This is a genomic window from Clostridium sp. MCC328, from assembly GCF_018785465.1.
Taxonomy (GTDB): domain Bacteria; phylum Bacillota; class Clostridia; order Lachnospirales; family Lachnospiraceae; genus Pilosibacter; species Pilosibacter fragilis.
This window is the reverse complement of the sequence record NZ_WQPW01000018.1, coordinates 104,103-119,994: the sequence shown is the minus strand read 5'-3', so window position 1 is coordinate 119,994 and position 15,892 is coordinate 104,103. Positions and strand designations below refer to the sequence as shown.

14 protein-coding genes and 1 tRNA gene are annotated in these 15,892 nt (G+C 48.2%); 6 read left to right on the top strand and 9 right to left on the bottom strand.

The genetic code is table 11. From position 1 onward, the window contains the following. Positions 1 to 127: 127 nt before the first annotated feature. A complete protein-coding gene (locus GPK83_RS03740; RefSeq protein ID WP_117484806.1) occupies positions 128 to 1,924 on the bottom strand; it encodes an ABC transporter substrate-binding protein in 1,797 nt (598 codons plus the stop codon). Positions 1,925 to 2,178: 254 nt separating this feature from the next. On the opposite strand from GPK83_RS03740, the gene GPK83_RS03735 reads away from it, so the two are divergent. From GPK83_RS03735 to GPK83_RS03720, 4 genes are all read left to right on the top strand, one after another. Beyond that, complete coding sequence (locus GPK83_RS03735) at positions 2,179 to 2,490, top strand: DUF3899 domain-containing protein (RefSeq protein WP_165859949.1); 312 nt, start codon at positions 2,179 to 2,181, stop codon at positions 2,488 to 2,490. A 320-nt stretch (positions 2,491 to 2,810) separates the two neighbouring features. Continuing rightward, a complete protein-coding gene (locus GPK83_RS03730; RefSeq protein ID WP_215704041.1) occupies positions 2,811 to 3,863 on the top strand; it encodes an amidohydrolase family protein in 1,053 nt (350 codons plus the stop codon). Beyond that, on the top strand, positions 3,841 to 4,998 hold the full coding sequence (locus tag GPK83_RS03725; RefSeq protein WP_215704076.1) for an amidohydrolase family protein: 1,158 nt from the start codon (positions 3,841 to 3,843) through the stop codon (positions 4,996 to 4,998). The genes GPK83_RS03730 and GPK83_RS03725 overlap by 23 nt, the downstream gene beginning before the upstream one ends. Positions 4,999 to 5,025: 27 nt before the next feature. Continuing rightward, a complete protein-coding gene (locus GPK83_RS03720) occupies positions 5,026 to 6,222 on the top strand; it encodes a M20 family metallopeptidase (protein ID WP_215704040.1) in 1,197 nt (398 codons plus the stop codon). Positions 6,223 to 6,358: 136 nt separating this feature from the next. Here the strand turns inward: GPK83_RS03720 and metA are convergent, their stop codons facing one another. The 5 genes from metA to GPK83_RS03695 form a co-directional block, all read right to left on the bottom strand. Continuing rightward, the gene (gene metA / locus GPK83_RS03715) at positions 6,359 to 7,279 is read right to left on the bottom strand and encodes a homoserine O-succinyltransferase (RefSeq protein WP_215704039.1); all 921 of its coding nucleotides are present in this window, start codon (positions 7,277 to 7,279) and stop codon (positions 6,359 to 6,361) included. Continuing rightward, on the bottom strand, positions 7,269 to 9,239 hold the full coding sequence (gene ligA / locus GPK83_RS03710; RefSeq protein WP_215704038.1) for an NAD-dependent DNA ligase LigA: 1,971 nt from the start codon (positions 9,237 to 9,239) through the stop codon (positions 7,269 to 7,271). The genes metA and ligA overlap by 11 nt, the downstream gene beginning before the upstream one ends. Beyond that, positions 9,215 to 10,228 carry a pseudouridine synthase gene (locus tag GPK83_RS03705; protein WP_345941769.1) on the bottom strand — a complete coding sequence of 338 codons (1,014 nt, stop codon included), beginning with the start codon at positions 10,226 to 10,228 and terminating at the stop codon, positions 9,215 to 9,217. Before GPK83_RS03705 ends, ligA begins: the two co-directional genes overlap by 25 nt. Before the next feature lie 166 nt (positions 10,229 to 10,394). Then, positions 10,395 to 10,466: transfer RNA gene (locus GPK83_RS03700), tRNA-Arg, on the bottom strand. Positions 10,467 to 10,687: 221 nt separating this feature from the next. Continuing rightward, entirely contained in the window at positions 10,688 to 11,182 is a 495-nt protein-coding gene (locus tag GPK83_RS03695) for a hypothetical protein (protein WP_215704036.1), read from the bottom strand. A gap of 319 nt (positions 11,183 to 11,501) precedes the next feature. On the opposite strand from GPK83_RS03695, the gene queA reads away from it, so the two are divergent. Beyond that, positions 11,502 to 12,527, top strand: coding sequence for a tRNA preQ1(34) S-adenosylmethionine ribosyltransferase-isomerase QueA (queA, locus tag GPK83_RS03690; protein WP_021904860.1), 1,026 nt, complete (start codon positions 11,502 to 11,504; stop codon positions 12,525 to 12,527). A 336-nt stretch (positions 12,528 to 12,863) separates the two neighbouring features. Here queA and GPK83_RS03685 read toward each other — a convergent pair whose 3' ends face one another. Beyond that, positions 12,864 to 13,202 (bottom strand): cupin domain-containing protein, encoded by a 339-nt coding sequence (locus tag GPK83_RS03685; protein ID WP_117470782.1) that lies wholly within the window; start codon positions 13,200 to 13,202, stop codon positions 12,864 to 12,866. Positions 13,203 to 13,552: 350 nt separating this feature from the next. On the opposite strand from GPK83_RS03685, the gene GPK83_RS03680 reads away from it, so the two are divergent. Next, the gene (locus GPK83_RS03680) at positions 13,553 to 14,500 is read left to right on the top strand and encodes a DUF5688 family protein (protein WP_215704035.1); all 948 of its coding nucleotides are present in this window, start codon (positions 13,553 to 13,555) and stop codon (positions 14,498 to 14,500) included. A gap of 53 nt (positions 14,501 to 14,553) precedes the next feature. Here GPK83_RS03680 and GPK83_RS03675 read toward each other — a convergent pair whose 3' ends face one another. Together GPK83_RS03675 and GPK83_RS03670 are read right to left on the bottom strand one after the other, a co-directional pair. Further along, positions 14,554 to 15,000: a threonine/serine exporter family protein gene (locus GPK83_RS03675; RefSeq protein WP_015553604.1), complete on the bottom strand. Its 447-nt coding sequence runs from the start codon at positions 14,998 to 15,000 to the stop codon at positions 14,554 to 14,556. Continuing rightward, complete coding sequence (locus tag GPK83_RS03670) at positions 14,997 to 15,773, bottom strand: threonine/serine exporter family protein (RefSeq protein ID WP_021904863.1); 777 nt, start codon at positions 15,771 to 15,773, stop codon at positions 14,997 to 14,999. Before GPK83_RS03670 ends, GPK83_RS03675 begins: the two co-directional genes overlap by 4 nt. Positions 15,774 to 15,892 lie beyond the last annotated feature (119 nt).

Sequence of the window (15,892 nt, the reverse complement as noted above, 5' to 3'; positions counted from 1 at the left end):
GCGCTTCCTGTAAAGCCCATCGGTTACTTTTCGCCGCCCGATCACTTCCGTCAGCATAAAATCCGCCTGCCGGCTCGCAGTATCCGGCAGGCAGATGTTTGCAGGTTCATTCAGTTCCCGTCATCGGTTATACTTCTTTATCACTGATCGTGAAACCAAATCCGTAACCCGGAATGTATCCATCCGATGGGAGAATGACTTTCGGATTGATCAGATAGTAGCTCGGTGCCTCGTATACCGGGCAGGCTGCTACTTCATCAAGCACGATCTTTTCGATTTCCCTTGTCAGTTCCAGACGGTATGCCGAATCCATTTTTGCTTCCAGATCATAATTGGCTTTTTCCCAAAGTGCATCCACTTCATCATTGTAATATGGTTCGTTCTTGTTCGAATACATGCCGGTGTAAACTTTAAGTCCGTTCCACGGTGCCGGTGTACTGGTATTCCATCCTCTCCACTGAAGTTCAAAGCTGTTCGGATCTCCATCTTTCCATCCCTTGATGTAGGAGTTTAAGACACCGCTCGGAGCTGCCATCAGCTCCAGAGTAAAGCTGTCGCCAAAGATCTCCGGGAAAGATTTATGTAAGAACTCAGATGCCGCCTTATTGTTGGCACTCGTCTCATTGTACTGCAGGGTCAGGGTCAGACTGGTAAGTCCACATTCTTCCATCGCCTTGTCGTAATACTCCTTGGCAAGTTTCGGATCATACCCGAGATTTTCGGTCAGATATTCCTGTGATTCAGGCATTTCCCGGAATGTCTTGCCGTCAAGACCAAGGCACTTGCTCGCAACGAGATAATTAGCCGGAATTCCATTTGTCATTTTTGCAATGCTCTGACGGTCCACTGCATAGAACAACGCTTTTCTGAAGTTCAGATTTCCAAGGATTCCATTGTTATTAGTATTTCCGTGGTTAATCGCAAGGGTCTGGATGGAGGTTGCCGGTGCTACCTTGATGCTCGGATCATCCACATACTGTTCAATCGCCTCCGGGCTTAATGCGACTTCGTCCAGTTCTCCGTTTAAGTAAAGCTCAAGCGCTGTATTTCTGTCTGCTACAACTTTATAAACATATTCATCCAATTTGATATGGTCTGCAAGAACATAATCCGGATTTTTCTTCATTTTGAAAACGGAACCCGGTACCCATTCTGTCAAAATATAAGCTCCGCAGCTCTTATAAGTGTCTCCCGTGGAACCATATGAAGTCTTCGTCCGGTCTTCATTCATACCGGCCTCATACGTCGGTTTATGTACCAGGTTGGTCCATACATAGTTGAAATGACTCTTGATATCGGCTGCTGTAACTGGAGCATCTAACTCGAGGCCAAGCATATAATCGCCATTTCTCTTGATTCCCACTTCGTCCCAGGAGACTTTGTTTTCTGTCCCCTGAAGATAATAATCTGTAGCCTTTGTGATCGTAATATAATCACTTGCAAGCTGGGATGCACGGTTATTTACCATAAGGGGATCCAGACACATCTGGAAGGAATAGATCACATCATCCACATTGATTGAATCTCCATTCTCCCATTTCGCATTTTCACGGATCTTGATCTGCCAGATTTTTCCATCCGCATCTACCTGCTCTGGTTCACTTTCTGCCAACTCCGGAATATACTCAAATGATTTTCCGTCCGCGGTCGGATACTGACGATACAGCAGAAGTGTTGTTGGTTTGATCACATCCGCACTTGCACTTAACGTGTAGATATGGCTGTTTAATGTATCAATATCCGTCGTCATATAGTCGTTAAATACTTTCGGTCCTGTCTGTGCAGCTGCCGTTGTCTCTGCCGCCGTTGTCTCAGTAACCGTTGTATCGGAGTCTCCCGGGTTCTTCGGTTCGCTGCTGCACCCTGCAAGGGTTCCGATCACCATCGTGCATGCTAACAATGCTGCAATTGTCCTTCTCTTCATATCGTTTCCTCCTTTTTTATTTCAGGACCTCCAAACAGGCCTTCCATCTCGCCCATTTTCATTCCATTGGAATTTCTCCCAGCTGTTGACATTTATATGAATCTCATTATAATAAATTCCATATGCACGACATCAATTCAGCGAAAGGATGGTCCCTTATGTCATCATCGTTCCGGAAAAGTTTTCTGACTCATCTTCTAATTGGAGGAGTCATTGGAATTCTCTATTTTATTTTCAGTCACAGTTCTTTTTTTATGAACCGACTCATCAACTCCTTGTTTCTTGCCAGTTTCTTTCCCCTTATCTTTGGAGGTCTCCGATTTGTTAAAAATCTCGGAACCTTTGACCTGTTTATTTACAGCCATCGAAAACTCTGGAAGTACGGGAAACACCATGAAAAATTTGAAGAAGAAAATGAGAAGATTGCCCCGGCTTCCACACCTGAACTCGGATCCTACTACGAATACCGCAATTCCAGGAACGTATTTCCATCCTGTGCGGGACCGGTTCTGGCCGGCAGCTTATATCTCATTCTGTCGCTGTTTTTGACACTCTGTACCTTGTAGAAAGCTTTGCATATTTTTGTGTTTTCACGAATTATCAAACAATTTACATTGATTATCATTGTTTTAAATTTATTTCTGCATTCATTATAACTTTTCAGAATATGGCTGGCAAGGTAATTTCCGCATTTCCGAAGTCTCATTTCTATTTTCCGGCACAAAAAATCGATTAGGTTGATTCACCCGTTTTTTTTTCTGTAAATCAACCTAATCGAAATCTGCGTTCTTTGCCAGCCCGATGTTCGCTGTGCAGCTCTTTTTTAATCGAAAACGGAAAAATATCCCGGGTAGGAAACGTAGGTCCTGTTCCCGCGGACTGCGAAGTGATCGATGCTGCCGGAAGAGTGGTGACTCCAGGCCTCGTGGACGCCCACTGCCATATCGGACTCTGGGGAACCGCCAGTTCCGCGGAAATGGACGGAAATGAAAATACCAGTCCAGCTCTTCCCGGACTCCGCGGAATTGACGCTCTGAAATGGAATGACGCCACCTTCGACGTTGCAGTTCGTCACGGCGTTACTACGGTCGTTACCGGCCCCGGAAGTTCCAATATTATAGGAGGAACGTTCACAGCCGTAAAAACCGCCGGAAAAAATCCCGACTCCCGCGTCATCTGTCAGGAAATCTGCATGAAGATGGCCCTCGGTGAAAACCCAAAAGTCAATTACGGCAGGAGGAACATGGCACCAAAAACGAGAATGATGAGTGCTGCCATTATGAGGGAACAACTCTTCCGAGCGAAGGAATACTATAGAAACTATCAGGAACACGGAGAGGACCCTGATTTTCCATTCGATTTTCATATGCATTCTTTAATGCGGGTCTTCGACGGTATGCGTGTCAAGATCCATGCACACCAGGCGGATGATATCCAAACTGCGATCCGGATCGCCAATGAATTCCATCTTCGTTTTTCCATTGAACACTGCACCGACGGCTATCTGATAATCGATGACCTTGTGAGAAATCATGTTCAATGCCTTCTCGGTCCTACCGTAGGAGGAAAAGGAAAAATCGAAGCCAGAAATAAAACTTTTAAAGCAGGGCAGATTCTGGAGAACGCCGGAATCACGTTCGGCTTGATCACTGATGCGCCTTTCGTTCCGATTGAAGGTCAGCTTCTGCAGGCTGCTCTCTATGTCAAAAACGGACTTTCCCGGGAAATGGCTTTAAAATGTCTCACCATCAATAACGCCATCATTACCGACATTGACTCCCGTGTCGGCAGTCTGGAACCTGGAAAAGATGCGGATGTCGTGATCTGGGACGTAGAACCATTGGCAACTCTGAGTCAGGTCGGTATCGTTATCATCGACGGTCAGATTGCATACAGGAGAAAGGCAGGTGAAAGCAATGTTGATTATCAGAAACTGTAATCTGATCAATATGGCCGGAATCTACGAAGAAAAAAAAGATCTGGTTGTGGAGAATGGAAAGATTCTCGATATCTGTGATAACGCCGTGAGCAAATATAATGTAGGACATGTCAGTATCGATGCCTGCGGACACTATGTGACTCCGGGGTTTGTAGAACCTCACTGTCAATTAGGAGTGCGCGAACAGGTCTTTCGTTTTGAGGGAGATGATTCCGATGAGTCCACGGATCCAATTCTTCCGCAGCTCCGTGCGTTAGACGCCATCAATCCTGCCGATGAGGGCTTTCAAATGGCACTTGCCGGCGGAGTCACTACGGCAGTCACCTGCCCCGGAGATGCAAATCTCATCGGCGGAACATGTGCCGCTATCAAGACCTCCGGTAAAACAGTCTCCGAAATGACGATGGTGCCTGAACTTGCTTTTCACATGTGCCTAACGGATGATGTCAGAACGACCTATTCCAGCAAGCGTGCTCCAAAAACAAGGCTTGCCAGTGCCGCTCTGATCCGTGAAGCATTGATGAAAGCAAAAAATTACCACACGCTCTGGAAACTGTCCGAAGTGGATCCATCCAGGAAACCGCCGAAATTCGACATGAAGCTTCATTCCCTCATGCGCGTGTTTGATGGGATGCCTGTCAAGATCACCGCCAAGAGAAGCCATGATATGACCACCGCCATTCGCATTGCCGAGGAATTCGAACTCAATTATATCTTGGAAGACTGTACCGAAAGCTGGCTGATTCCGGATATTCTAAAAAAACATCAGGTGAACTGCGTGGTTGGCCCATCTTATGGACAAAAAAGTAATGAAAGCCGCTACCGTGACCCTATCGTTGGTTCTGTACTTGAGGAACACGGCATTACCTTTGCCTCATCCACCGCTCATCCGCGAATGAATATTGAGCTGGCTGCGATTCATCTGACGCTCATGTACAAAAAAGGGCTTACTGCTATGGCAGCTCTGGAATCTGCCACCATCAACGCAGCCCGTTTCTGTGGACTTGACCAGAGAGTCGGCAGTCTGGAACCTGGAAAAGATGCCGATATCGTCATCTGGGACGGCTATCCGCTAGACTACTATTCCTCCGTCTCTACGGTTCTGATCGAAGGAAAAGTCGTATACCAAAAATAGCTCTTACCCTGCAGGAGGTATTTCCCTATGAATCAGAATAAGTTAAAAATTATTGAGACCATTGACAAGATGCAAAATGAACTTCTGACACTTTCCCATCAGATCCATGATCATCCGGAACTGGGATTCCAGGAACATCAGGCTGTAGGATTTATCCGCACATTTTTAGAAGGCCATGGGTTCGAGGTTGAAACCCCTTATTGCGGACTTGACACATCTTTCAAAGCAGTAAAAAAAGGAAAGCATGCAGGACCGAGAATCGCGTTTCTCGCAGAATATGATGCCCTTCGCGGAATCGGCCACGGTTGCGGTCACAATATTATTGCGACCTGTGCTGTCGGTGCATTTTCCGGTCTTGCCGCTCTCATGGACAACTATGATGGGGAAATCTCCATTATTGGCACCCCTGCGGAGGAAGGCGGTGCCGGTAAAGTGATTCTTTTAGAGCGCGGCGGTTTTCATGATACCGATTATGCGCTTATGATGCATCCGTCAGGAGGCGGATCGAATCTTGTAGGAAGAGGGGGACGCGCTGCCACAACCATCCGCGTCGCTTTCCACGGAAAAGCAGCCCACTCTTCTGCACCTTCGAACGGGATTAACGCACTCAGTGCTGCAATCCATGTATTCAACCAGATTGATCTGATGCGTCCCACATTCCAGATTCAGGATAATATCAACGGTGTTATTTTAGAAGGTGGAACAGCTGCCAATGTCATTCCTGCACTCGTCCGGTGTGAATTTAATCTCCGAGCGGAAACCATGATACGAATTGAGTTTCTTATTGATCTCGTGAAATCCAGCATTGAACGGGCAGAATCCCTGACCGGAGCCAAGGCAGAGGTGGTTGTAGAACCGATCTACGCGGAACGCTACCCGAATAAGCCTATGTGCGAAGCTTTCAAAAATAATATGGAGTCTCTCGGAATTCACATGACCTGGCCAACACCGGGAAAACTGTACGGTTCTTCCGATATCGGAAATGTTTCGATTAAAATTCCGGCAATCCACGATTATCTGTCGATCACTGATGATAAAACGATTCAAAGTCACTCAAAAGCTTATGCAGACGCAGCCGCCTCACCGCAAGCCGATGAAATCTGCCTGAAGGGAGCCAAGGGTCTTGCCATGACTGCCCTGGATATTCTGGAAGACAGCAAATTCCGTGATGAGATCAACACTTTCCATGATGCACAGGTGCCGGAACGATATCATGAAAAGTAACGAATCCCATCCCAGTAATTGAAAGAAAGACAGAAAGGCAAAATAAGTCCTCTATCTGCGGATTTCTCCGTGAATAGGGGACTTATTGAAACTTTAAGATCGTAAATCCCGCATAAAATAAGGGATTTCGAACCTTCTACTCCGCGTCTTCCTCCAACGTATACGGAGTCACCTGATATACATAGTAGTTCAGCCAGTTCGTATACAGCGTGTTCGCCATATTTCTCCAGAGAAGCGGAGGAACGGAGAACGGGTCGTCGTGCTCGTAGTAGTGGACCGGAAGCGCCGGATTTAAGCCTTTGCTGAGGTCGCGGTGATACTCGTTGTTTAAGGTCATACGGTCGTATTCCGGATGTCCCTGAACAAAGATCTGGCTGCCATTCTGGTTCATAACGAGGAAGACCCCTGCTTCGTCAGACTTTGCGAGGATCCGCAGTTCCGGATGTTTTAAAATATCCTCCTCCCACACTTCTGTATAGCGGGAATGCGGGCACTTAAAGTAATCGTCAAAGCTTCGGAGCAACGGAACACGCTTATCCAGCGCTTTCTGTGTATACACACCGGAAAGTTTTTCTTTTCGTAAGTGTTTCGGGATTCCGTAATGATAGTAAAGTCCAGCCTGAGCCCCCCAGCACAGATGCATGGTGGATGTCACATGGGTCTTGCTCCATTCCATGATCTGGGTGAGCTCCTCCCAGTAATTGACCTCCTCAAATTCCATCAGTTCCACCGGTGCTCCGGTGATGATCATTCCGTCAAAGTGTTTCTTTTTGATTTCCGGAAATGTCACATAAAATTTATTTAAGTGACTGGCAGAGGTGTGGGTGGACTCATGGGTGGACATCGTCATGTAGGTACACTCCACCTGCAGAGGTGTATTGGAAAGGGCTCTTAAAAGCTGAGTCTCCGTCTCCTCCTTTAACGGCATGAGATTTAAAATTAAAATCTCCAGAGGACGGATATCCTGGCTTTTCGCGCGGTCCTCGTCCATAATGAATACATTTTCGCTCTCAAGGATCGCTCTTGCCGGCAATCCATTCTGTATTTTAATCGGCATTTTCTTCTTCTCCTATCATCTTCAGAAAATCCGCTTCGGAAAGGATCGGAATGCCAAGTTCTCTTGCCTTCTTATTCTTTGACGAATTGGATGTCACATCATTGTTGATCAGATAACTTGTCTTTGCTGATACGGAACCGGCAACCTTTCCACCCTGAGATTCTATTTTTTCCTGAAGCTCCTTCCGGTTCGCGAAGTGCTCCACGGAGCCGGTGATCACGAATGTCTTTCCGGCCAACGTCTGCTCTTCGCTTCTGGCTTCATTTGCGAAAGTCAGATCTGCCAGTAAATGATCCAGTATCTCATTATTCTTATCATTCTTAAAGTACGTCACCCAGGCATCCGCAAGCACGCCGCCGATTCCATCAATGGAGCACAGTTCTTCCGCACCAGCCTTCCGCATGGCATCCAGATCAAAATCGAAATGCCGGCAGATCACCTTCGCGTTGGCGAGACCGATCCCGGCGATTCCAAGGCCGAAGATCAGCCGCGGCAGTGTGGTGTGGGACGCGGTCTTTGCAGCCGCTACGAGATTCTCATAAGACTTTTCACCGAAACCTTCCATCGTCACGATAGCGTCACGATGGCGGTCCAGATGGAACATATCATCAAATTCATGGATAAATCCGGCAGCGATAAATTTCTCTAAGGTCATCTCGGAGAGACCGTCGATATTTAACGCGTCTCTGCTCACAAACAGATCAAAGCTCTTGATCTTTTTCGCCTGACAATCCGGGTTCGTACAGTAGAGGGATTTCACATCGTTCAGATTGCGGATTTCCGTCTTTCCGCCGCATACCGGACAGGTCGCCGGGATATCACGGACACCGCTTCTTGTCAGGTTATCCGCGATCTGCGGAATGATCATGTTCGCCTTGTAGACCGTGATCCTGTCTCCTGCACCGAGCTCCAGCCCTTCCATGATGCTGATGTTGTGGACGCTGGCCCGGCTCACCGTCGTTCCTTCCAGCTCCACGGGCTCAAACACGGCAACCGGGTTGATGAGTCCTGTTCGCGACGCGCTCCACTCGATATAGGAGAGCGTCGTCTCCTGGATCTCATCGGCCCACTTGAAGGCGATGGAATCTCTCGGGAATTTCGCAGTGCGCCCCAGGGACTGACCGTAGGCGATATCGTCATATAACAGCACGAGGCCGTCGGACGGGATATCGTAGTGCTCGATCTTTTCCGCGAATCCATGGACCGCCCCGGAAAGAGTCTCCGCGGTGACTTCCACGAATTCCACGGTCTCAAATCCAAGTCTGGACAGCCATAAGAACTGCTCTTTTCTTGAATTCTTAAAGTCCACGCCGTCCGCCCGCACCAGGGCAAATGCCATAAACTGGACATTTCTCGATGCTGTGATCCCGCTGTTTAACTGGCGGACGGAACCGCTGCAGAGATTTCGCGGATTCTTATACTTTGCGTCCACGTCGGCGATGGAATCGTTCAGCTTTTCGAAATCAGAATAGCTGATCACCGCCTCACCGCGTAGGATCAGCTGCCCCTTGTAGGGGATCGTTGTCGGGATATTGATGAATGTCCGGGCGTTCGGCGTGATGACCTCGCCGATCTCGCCGTTTCCCCGGGTAACTGCCTTTGCGAGAACGCCGTCCTCATATGTCAGCACCACGGTGAGTCCGTCCATCTTCCAGGATAAAAGTCCCGTCTGTCCGCCGAGCCACTCCCTGAGCTCGTCGACGCTTTTCGTCTTATTTAAGGAAAGCATCGGCCGCTCATGGCGCTCTTTCGGGAGTTCGCTTAAGACCTCATATCCGACTTTCTGGGTCGGACTTCCCGCAAACACGGTTCCCGTCTCCTGTTCCAGCTTCAGGAGCTCGTCGTAAAGCCTGTCATATTCGAAGTTGCTCATGATCTCGCGGCTCTCCTGGTAGTAGGCCTTCGCAGCCTCGGAGAGAATCGGGATCAGCTCCTTCATCCTCTTGATCTTGTCGTCCATATTTTATGCTCCTTGCGCTCCGGCGCACCCGGTTTCCAGCTTTCCGGGGATGCGGGGGCTTTCTTTTCCGGCTTTATTTCACCGTCCTGACGGACATTTCTCCATATTTTTCCGGTTCCGGTCTTTTTCTCGAACGGTTTTCCCTCGTTATTTTTATCTGACGGCTTTCTTCCGCCAGGCTTTCCCTGATGTCCTGAGCTTCCCGGCTTTCTTTCTCTCTTCGCCGGATCCACAATCTTTCCAAGTTTTGCGGCTTCTCTCGCCGGAAGGTTTGTGGACCCCTCCACCATCCGCATCAGGTCGCCCAGCTCTTTTTCCGTCAATTCCCGGTACTCTCCCCGCTTTAATGTACCCAGCTGGAGATTCATGATACGCACACGCTTTAAATTCATCACATGATAATCGAGTGCGCGGCACATCCGGCGGATCTGGCGGTTCAAGCCCTGAGTCAGGACGATATGAAAGGTATGGCTTCCGGTCTTCCAGGCACGGCACGGCTTCGTGGTCACATCCAGGTCCTCGATCCGGACGCCCTCGCACATCTGTTTTAAAAATTCTTCCGTCACCGGGTGGTTGACGGCTACCGCGTACTCTTTCTCATGAGCATTTCCACCGCGGAGAATCTTGTTGACGATATCTCCCTGGTTTGTCATCAGGAGCAGTCCCTCGGAGTCCTTATCCAGACGTCCCACCGGGTAGATTCTCTGCGGATAATTCAGGAATTCCACGATATTCTCCGCATGGTCCTTGTCCGATGTCGTGCAGACGATCCCGCGCGGTTTATTTACGATCAGAAATACCGGTTTTTCCTTCTCACTAACCATCTTCCCGTCACAGACTACCTTCTGCCCCGGATGGATCTGCATTCCCATCACGGCGACTTCGCCGTCCACAAACACCTTTCCATCCTCAACGAGCCTGTCCGCCTCTCTCCTCGAGCAGATGCCCGCGTCACTCAGATACTTATTTAAACGAATTGTTCCTTCCAATCTGTTTCTCCCTTTTGTTCGTATTTCTTTAAAATTTGCTCTTGCGCCCATTATATCGTTTCTGGGGGATGAATGCAAGGAAAAACGCCTGTCAGCCCAGGACATTTCCCTGATCTGGCAGGCGTTCTCATTCCATCTCTCCCTGGCTTCCCAGGGCATCAAAAAATGCATCTGATAGGAATCGAACCTACGCACGCGGCTCCGGAGGCCACTGCTCTATCCACTGAGCTACAGATGCATCTCTAATAGTATACAATAATTTTCTGATTCATGCAAGAGGATGAGAATTATTTTTTTGTATATTTTTTCACTCAATTTTTCTAAACTAAGGATGCATGCGTCCTGGCACCTTCCGGAGTCCCGCGCGGTCGCTTGCGATGATCTGCATCTTCGCATAAATGCGCGGCAGTTCCAGGGGCACTGCTTTTCCATTTCCCGGCTGCCGCGCTTTTCATATTTTTAATGCTTTCTTGAAAACAGATAGTAGGACGGAGTACGGTTTGCGCAGTCCTCCGCAAGAACTTTCAGGCTGCAGTAAACAAAACCATCTACGGCTCTCGCTTTTCCATCCCTGCCCGGCTCCTCATATTTTCCTTCTTTATAGGACGGATCCAGAATGCACGCCTCATTGTCATCGGCCGATACAACGAGGATGTAATGTCCTCCATGAGTGAACACCCCGGTATACCCTTCCCGGTCTCCGCCGGAATTTGCGATGGCGAGTCCGCCTTTTGCCAGGTGCGCCTTCAGTTCATTCAGATCACTCGTTTCCCCATAATTCAGGTTAAACCTTTCCGCAACGACGGGGCCCAGGATCTTCAGGCTCGTTCCGATCTCACGGTTCGCGCCAACCTCATTGGATAATTTCAGGCAGTCTGTGAGTTCATAGGTTGACAGAGTCAGCGCATCCACCATCATGCACAGACAGCTCGGTCCGCAGCCTGCTGCAGCCACATTCCGCTTCTCCTCCGGCACTCCGCCGTGGTCTAAATTATGTTCATAGGGATATCTCTGTGTTCTAACTGATTGATATATTTCATTACAACTGCTCCTTCCGATTGCCGCATGTACCATGCTTTTGATTTTCCTATCGTACCACCATAACCTTAAAACAACAAGATATATTTTTATTTCCCGGCTGCTGTCCGAGCCTTTTGCAGATGATCACCGATTTTCCCCATATTCCTGCGCGCCTCATTGATTTTTCTTCCCGATTCTGCTACAATGGCATGGAACTTTTTGATAAGAGCGCACAAACAGGAGATATAGAAAAATGAATGTAACAGATTTTAATTTTGAACTGCCGCCGGAACTGATCGCGCAGGATCCGCTTGAGGACCGCGCTGCTTCCAGGCTGCTTGTATTAGATAAAAAGACCGGCGAGATGGAACACCGCCATTTCCGCGATATTTTACAATACCTGAAAAAGGGTGACTGCCTCGTTATCAACGATACAAAAGTTATCCCGGCACGTCTCATGGGACATAAGATCGGGACAGACGCAGGAATCGAAGTTCTCCTTTTAAAGAGAAAATCCGACAATGTCTGGGAGACCCTTGTAAAACCGGGTAAGAAGATGAAAGTCGGCGCGGAAGTTTCCTTCGGTGACGGACTTTTAAAGGGAAAGGTTATCGATGTGGTCGATGAGGGAAACCGACTGATCCAGTTTGAGTATGATGGAATTTTCGAGGAGATCCTCGATAAGCTTGGCCAGATGCCGCTGCCGCCATATATCACTCACCAGTTAAAGGATAAGAACCGTTATCAGACTGTATATGCCAAGAACGAGGGTTCTGCGGCTGCTCCGACAGCAGGTCTGCATTTCACCAAAGAACTTTTACAGGAGATCGAGGAAATGGGCGTTAAAATCGCTCATGTAACTCTCCATGTCGGTCTCGGAACCTTCCGCCCGGTAAAGGTCGATACCATCGAAGAGCACCATATGCACTCTGAATTCTATATGGTAGAAGAATCCGAGGCGAAGAAGATCAACGATACAAAGGCAAACGGCGGACGTGTGATCTGCGTTGGAACCACAAGCTGCCGTACCCTGGAATCCGCAACCGGTGATGACGGGATCTTAAAGGCTGGAAGCGGCTGGACTGAGATCTTTATCTATCCGGGATACAAATTCAAGATCCTGGACTGCCTGATCACAAACTTCCATCTTCCGGAATCCACACTCGTCATGCTCGTGTCCGCACTCGCAGGACGGGAACATATCCTGAATGCATATCAGGAGGCAATCAAGGAGCGGTACCGGTTTTTTAGTTTTGGAGACGCGATGTTTATTCGCTGATGTATGTTAAATTTACGTTCTGCATATCATATCATGCCATAGGCTAAAGAGATGTGACTCCTTTATTCGAGTGACAAAGCAAAACCCCCGGTGCAGCCACACCGGGGGTTTTCCATCTTCCTGTCACCAGTATAGAAGGCGGTAACATCTCGCATTTATAGCATGTTAAGAATACTTGTAACTATTCAGTACCTTCATAGTTACGTGCAAAAATCCATTCCAAATCAGCTTCACTGATGGGATTTTTGCCTTCCAGCCTATGTTTTCTTACGGTCAGCGCGGCAAGTGCGCAGACCTACTGAACAGTTACGAATACTTCATCTAAATACTCAAGTATCAATCTAACGGAAATACCACCGTAAGAAGCATCTTAAAATCTTCCTTCGCGAATACCGCATGCGGCTTCTTCGCCGGCATTACGAGAACATCTCCGGCTTTACAGATATGCTCTGCACCATCTACAGTAAACTGACCGACGCCATCGATCACATGTACCATGGCATCGCCGATGGAATCGTGGGTGCTGATCTCCTCGCCTTTGGAGAACGCGAATAATGTCAGGCTGACCGCCTTGTTCTGGGCGAGAGTCTTGCTGACGATCTGACCCGGTTCTGCGTGGATCTGGTCCGCGAGATTTAAAACTGTTTCATGATCGATATTTTTGATAAAAGCCATTTTTCTTTTTCCTTTCCACCTGGATCTTCCCATGATCTATCTCTTTATTTTACCACGATATTTCCCTTTTGTATGTTGTAAATACAACTATTTTTTGCCTGCATGTCAATTTCAGGGGGCGATTCTTGTGAATCATCACGATTGATTTTCGAACAGGATTTCGTTAGAATACACCTATCCTTTCATTTTACATCCCATGGCTTGTCCGGCATCCTGATTTTTAGCCGAATCAATCTAAGCAGTATGAATATCTGCTACCCGCCGGGCAGCCGCAAAAAACATTCTAATTTCTATTGTTCAAGTCATGAAAACAAATCTATCGATCTAAAAACACATCAGGAGGTATTACAATGAACTACGAAGAATTCTGTGCCGCACTGCAGGAGGAACTTTTTAACCGGCTGGACACCAGCTGCTCGATCCACAGGGAACGTGTGCTCAAAAACAACGGCGTTGTGCTTGATTCCCTGGCTCTCTTAAGATTAGAAAAACACTGTTCCCCCGTGATCTCCCTGGAGATGCTGTATGAACAGTTTGAAAAAGGCCGCACGCTGGCAGAACTCTGTGAATATATGATATCGATCACTGACGCACAGCTTCCTGTTTCCGTGACAAGTCTCACTTCCTTAAACAGTTTTGAGGAATTCCGTAACCAGATCACCTGGCGGCTTATCTCCCGCGATAAAAATAAGGAGCTGTTAAAGACGATTCCCTGGATCCCTTTCCTGGATCTCGCGGTGATCTTCTCCCTGATCATCGAATCTGAAGGTGAGACCCAGATCAGCTCTGTCGTCACAAACACGGTATCTGCTTCCTGGAATGTGACAGCAGGAGAACTTTTTGTGCTCGCAAAAGAAAATACACCTCGGATCTTTCCTGCAAGTTTCCGCCGCCTTGAAACAGTGATCGAGGAATATTTCCCAGGAGCTACTGACTTTGTGCACGAAGACTGCCCTGTTCCGACGCTCTATGTCCTCACGAACGATGCCGCGCACAACGGTGCCGCCTGCGTCCTCTATCCTGATAAATTAAAAGACCTCGCGGACGAGTTTGGAAGTGATCTTCTCATCCTTCCATCCAGTATCCACGAGGTCCTGATCATCGCTGATTCAGAAAATTTTACGGAACCTGATTATCATGTTTTCTGCAATACGATCAAAAATGTCAACCGCGAATCGATCCAGCCGGAAGACTTTCTCTCTGATAACATGTACCTGTATCGCAGGGAAACGGATAACCTGCAGATCTTTACGGAAGTTCCTTGTGATTCTTCCGTAGACTCGGCTACATGTGTTTAAGTGCAGGCAAACGTTGCTGCACAGCACACATTCTACCGCCGTCAACCAGCCATTCAATTTCGTCTCGCATGACTTCCTTCATGATAAAGATGTACAAGGTTGACAACAGAATCTGTGATAAAGATCGCCAGGGCGATCGCGCCTGCCGTGTGAAGCGTCGAGATCAAGTAATGGGTTGAAAGTGCCTGATCTCCCTGGATCAGGTAATATACTGTCCGGTAGATTCCTGCTCCGGGCACAGACGGAAGGATTCCTGCGATGAGGAATACCGTCACCGGTGCTTTCATGATCCTGGCAAGAATATGGCTCAAAAATGCTACCGCGAGGATCGAAAAGAACGCGGCCTGGAGTGTTGAATGAGTCAGATTATTGATCACTAAATATGCCCACCAGGCAAATCCGCCGGAAAAAGCCGCGTACGGAAGGAACTTTTTCGGAGTCTCCGTCAGAATGGAGAACATCGCGACCGCCCAGAACGCGCTGAATACCTGTATGATCATAAGAGTCCTCCTTCCATGCTGCGGGCTACAAGAAGTCCCGCACCAACTCCAAACGCAACTGCAAGTCCCACAACGATCGCTTCCAGAATTCTGGCGGATCCGGCTGCGTAGTCCCCGTTTAAGGTATCACGAATCGCCGTTGTAAACGTTACGCCCGGGACAAGCGGCATGACAGCGCTGACGATAATCGTATCTGAATTCAGTCCCGGATAAGAGTGGCAGATCGTCATGGCTGAAAACGCAAGCACAAACGCTCCAAACGCGTTAAAGCAGAAATCGTTGAATTTCAAGGCTTTTCCAATCCATGCGGCTATCGCAAGACAGACACCGACTACCGTTGCTGCCAGAAAGTCTCCCAGGGAGCCGCCGAACATAGGCGCAAAGAACGCCGAAACACCAACATATCCCAGTCCCTGGGTCAGCCAGTCATACTGGATCGTCGTTGGTGCCTGGATCTCCTGCAGCTGCCTTAACGCCTCCTCCACCGTGATCTTTCCCTCACAGAAATGGCGAGATACATCGTTTACCAGGCAGATCCGGTTGATACTGGTGCATCTGGCCGCAACACGCTTGACACGGGTCAGTGGTTCCTTATTTGGATCGCTCAGCGTGACGAAGATTCCCGTTCCATATACGATCGTTTCCGTCTGTTCGTACTCCGATCGTTTCAGCATGTGATTCATGGTGTCTTCCACCCTGTAGATCTCCGCTCCGCTGACAAGCATGAGTTCCCCCGCCAGCACCACAGCTTCCAGCAGTGTTTTTTCGTTCATTTATTACCCCTTTTAACCCCTTTTATCTTTGTATAACTGCTATATAACCCATTTGCCGCAAAACCTACTATTGTAGATCTTCTGCCCGCGTGGCAGCAGTTATCGTTTTCAATTTTTTG

Excerpts from the sequence above, each read along its gene's own strand:
- GPK83_RS03740 (WP_117484806.1), bottom strand. The coding sequence starts at position 1,924 with ATGAAGAGAAGGACAATTGCAGCATTGTTAGCATGCACGATGGTGATC.
- GPK83_RS03735 (WP_165859949.1), top strand. The coding sequence starts at position 2,179 with ATGAACCGACTCATCAACTCCTTGTTTCTTGCCAGTTTCTTTCCCCTT.
- GPK83_RS03725 (WP_215704076.1), top strand. The coding sequence starts at position 3,841 with ATGTTGATTATCAGAAACTGTAATCTGATCAATATGGCCGGAATCTAC.
- GPK83_RS03720 (WP_215704040.1), top strand. The coding sequence starts at position 5,026 with ATGAATCAGAATAAGTTAAAAATTATTGAGACCATTGACAAGATGCAA.
- metA (WP_215704039.1), bottom strand. The coding sequence starts at position 7,279 with ATGCCGATTAAAATACAGAATGGATTGCCGGCAAGAGCGATCCTTGAG.
- ligA (WP_215704038.1), bottom strand. The coding sequence starts at position 9,239 with ATGGACGACAAGATCAAGAGGATGAAGGAGCTGATCCCGATTCTCTCC.
- queA (WP_021904860.1), top strand. The coding sequence starts at position 11,502 with ATGAATGTAACAGATTTTAATTTTGAACTGCCGCCGGAACTGATCGCG.
- GPK83_RS03685 (WP_117470782.1), bottom strand. The coding sequence starts at position 13,202 with ATGGCTTTTATCAAAAATATCGATCATGAAACAGTTTTAAATCTCGCG.
- GPK83_RS03680 (WP_215704035.1), top strand. The coding sequence starts at position 13,553 with ATGAACTACGAAGAATTCTGTGCCGCACTGCAGGAGGAACTTTTTAAC.
- GPK83_RS03675 (WP_015553604.1), bottom strand. The coding sequence starts at position 15,000 with ATGATCATACAGGTATTCAGCGCGTTCTGGGCGGTCGCGATGTTCTCC.
- GPK83_RS03670 (WP_021904863.1), bottom strand. The coding sequence starts at position 15,773 with ATGAACGAAAAAACACTGCTGGAAGCTGTGGTGCTGGCGGGGGAACTC.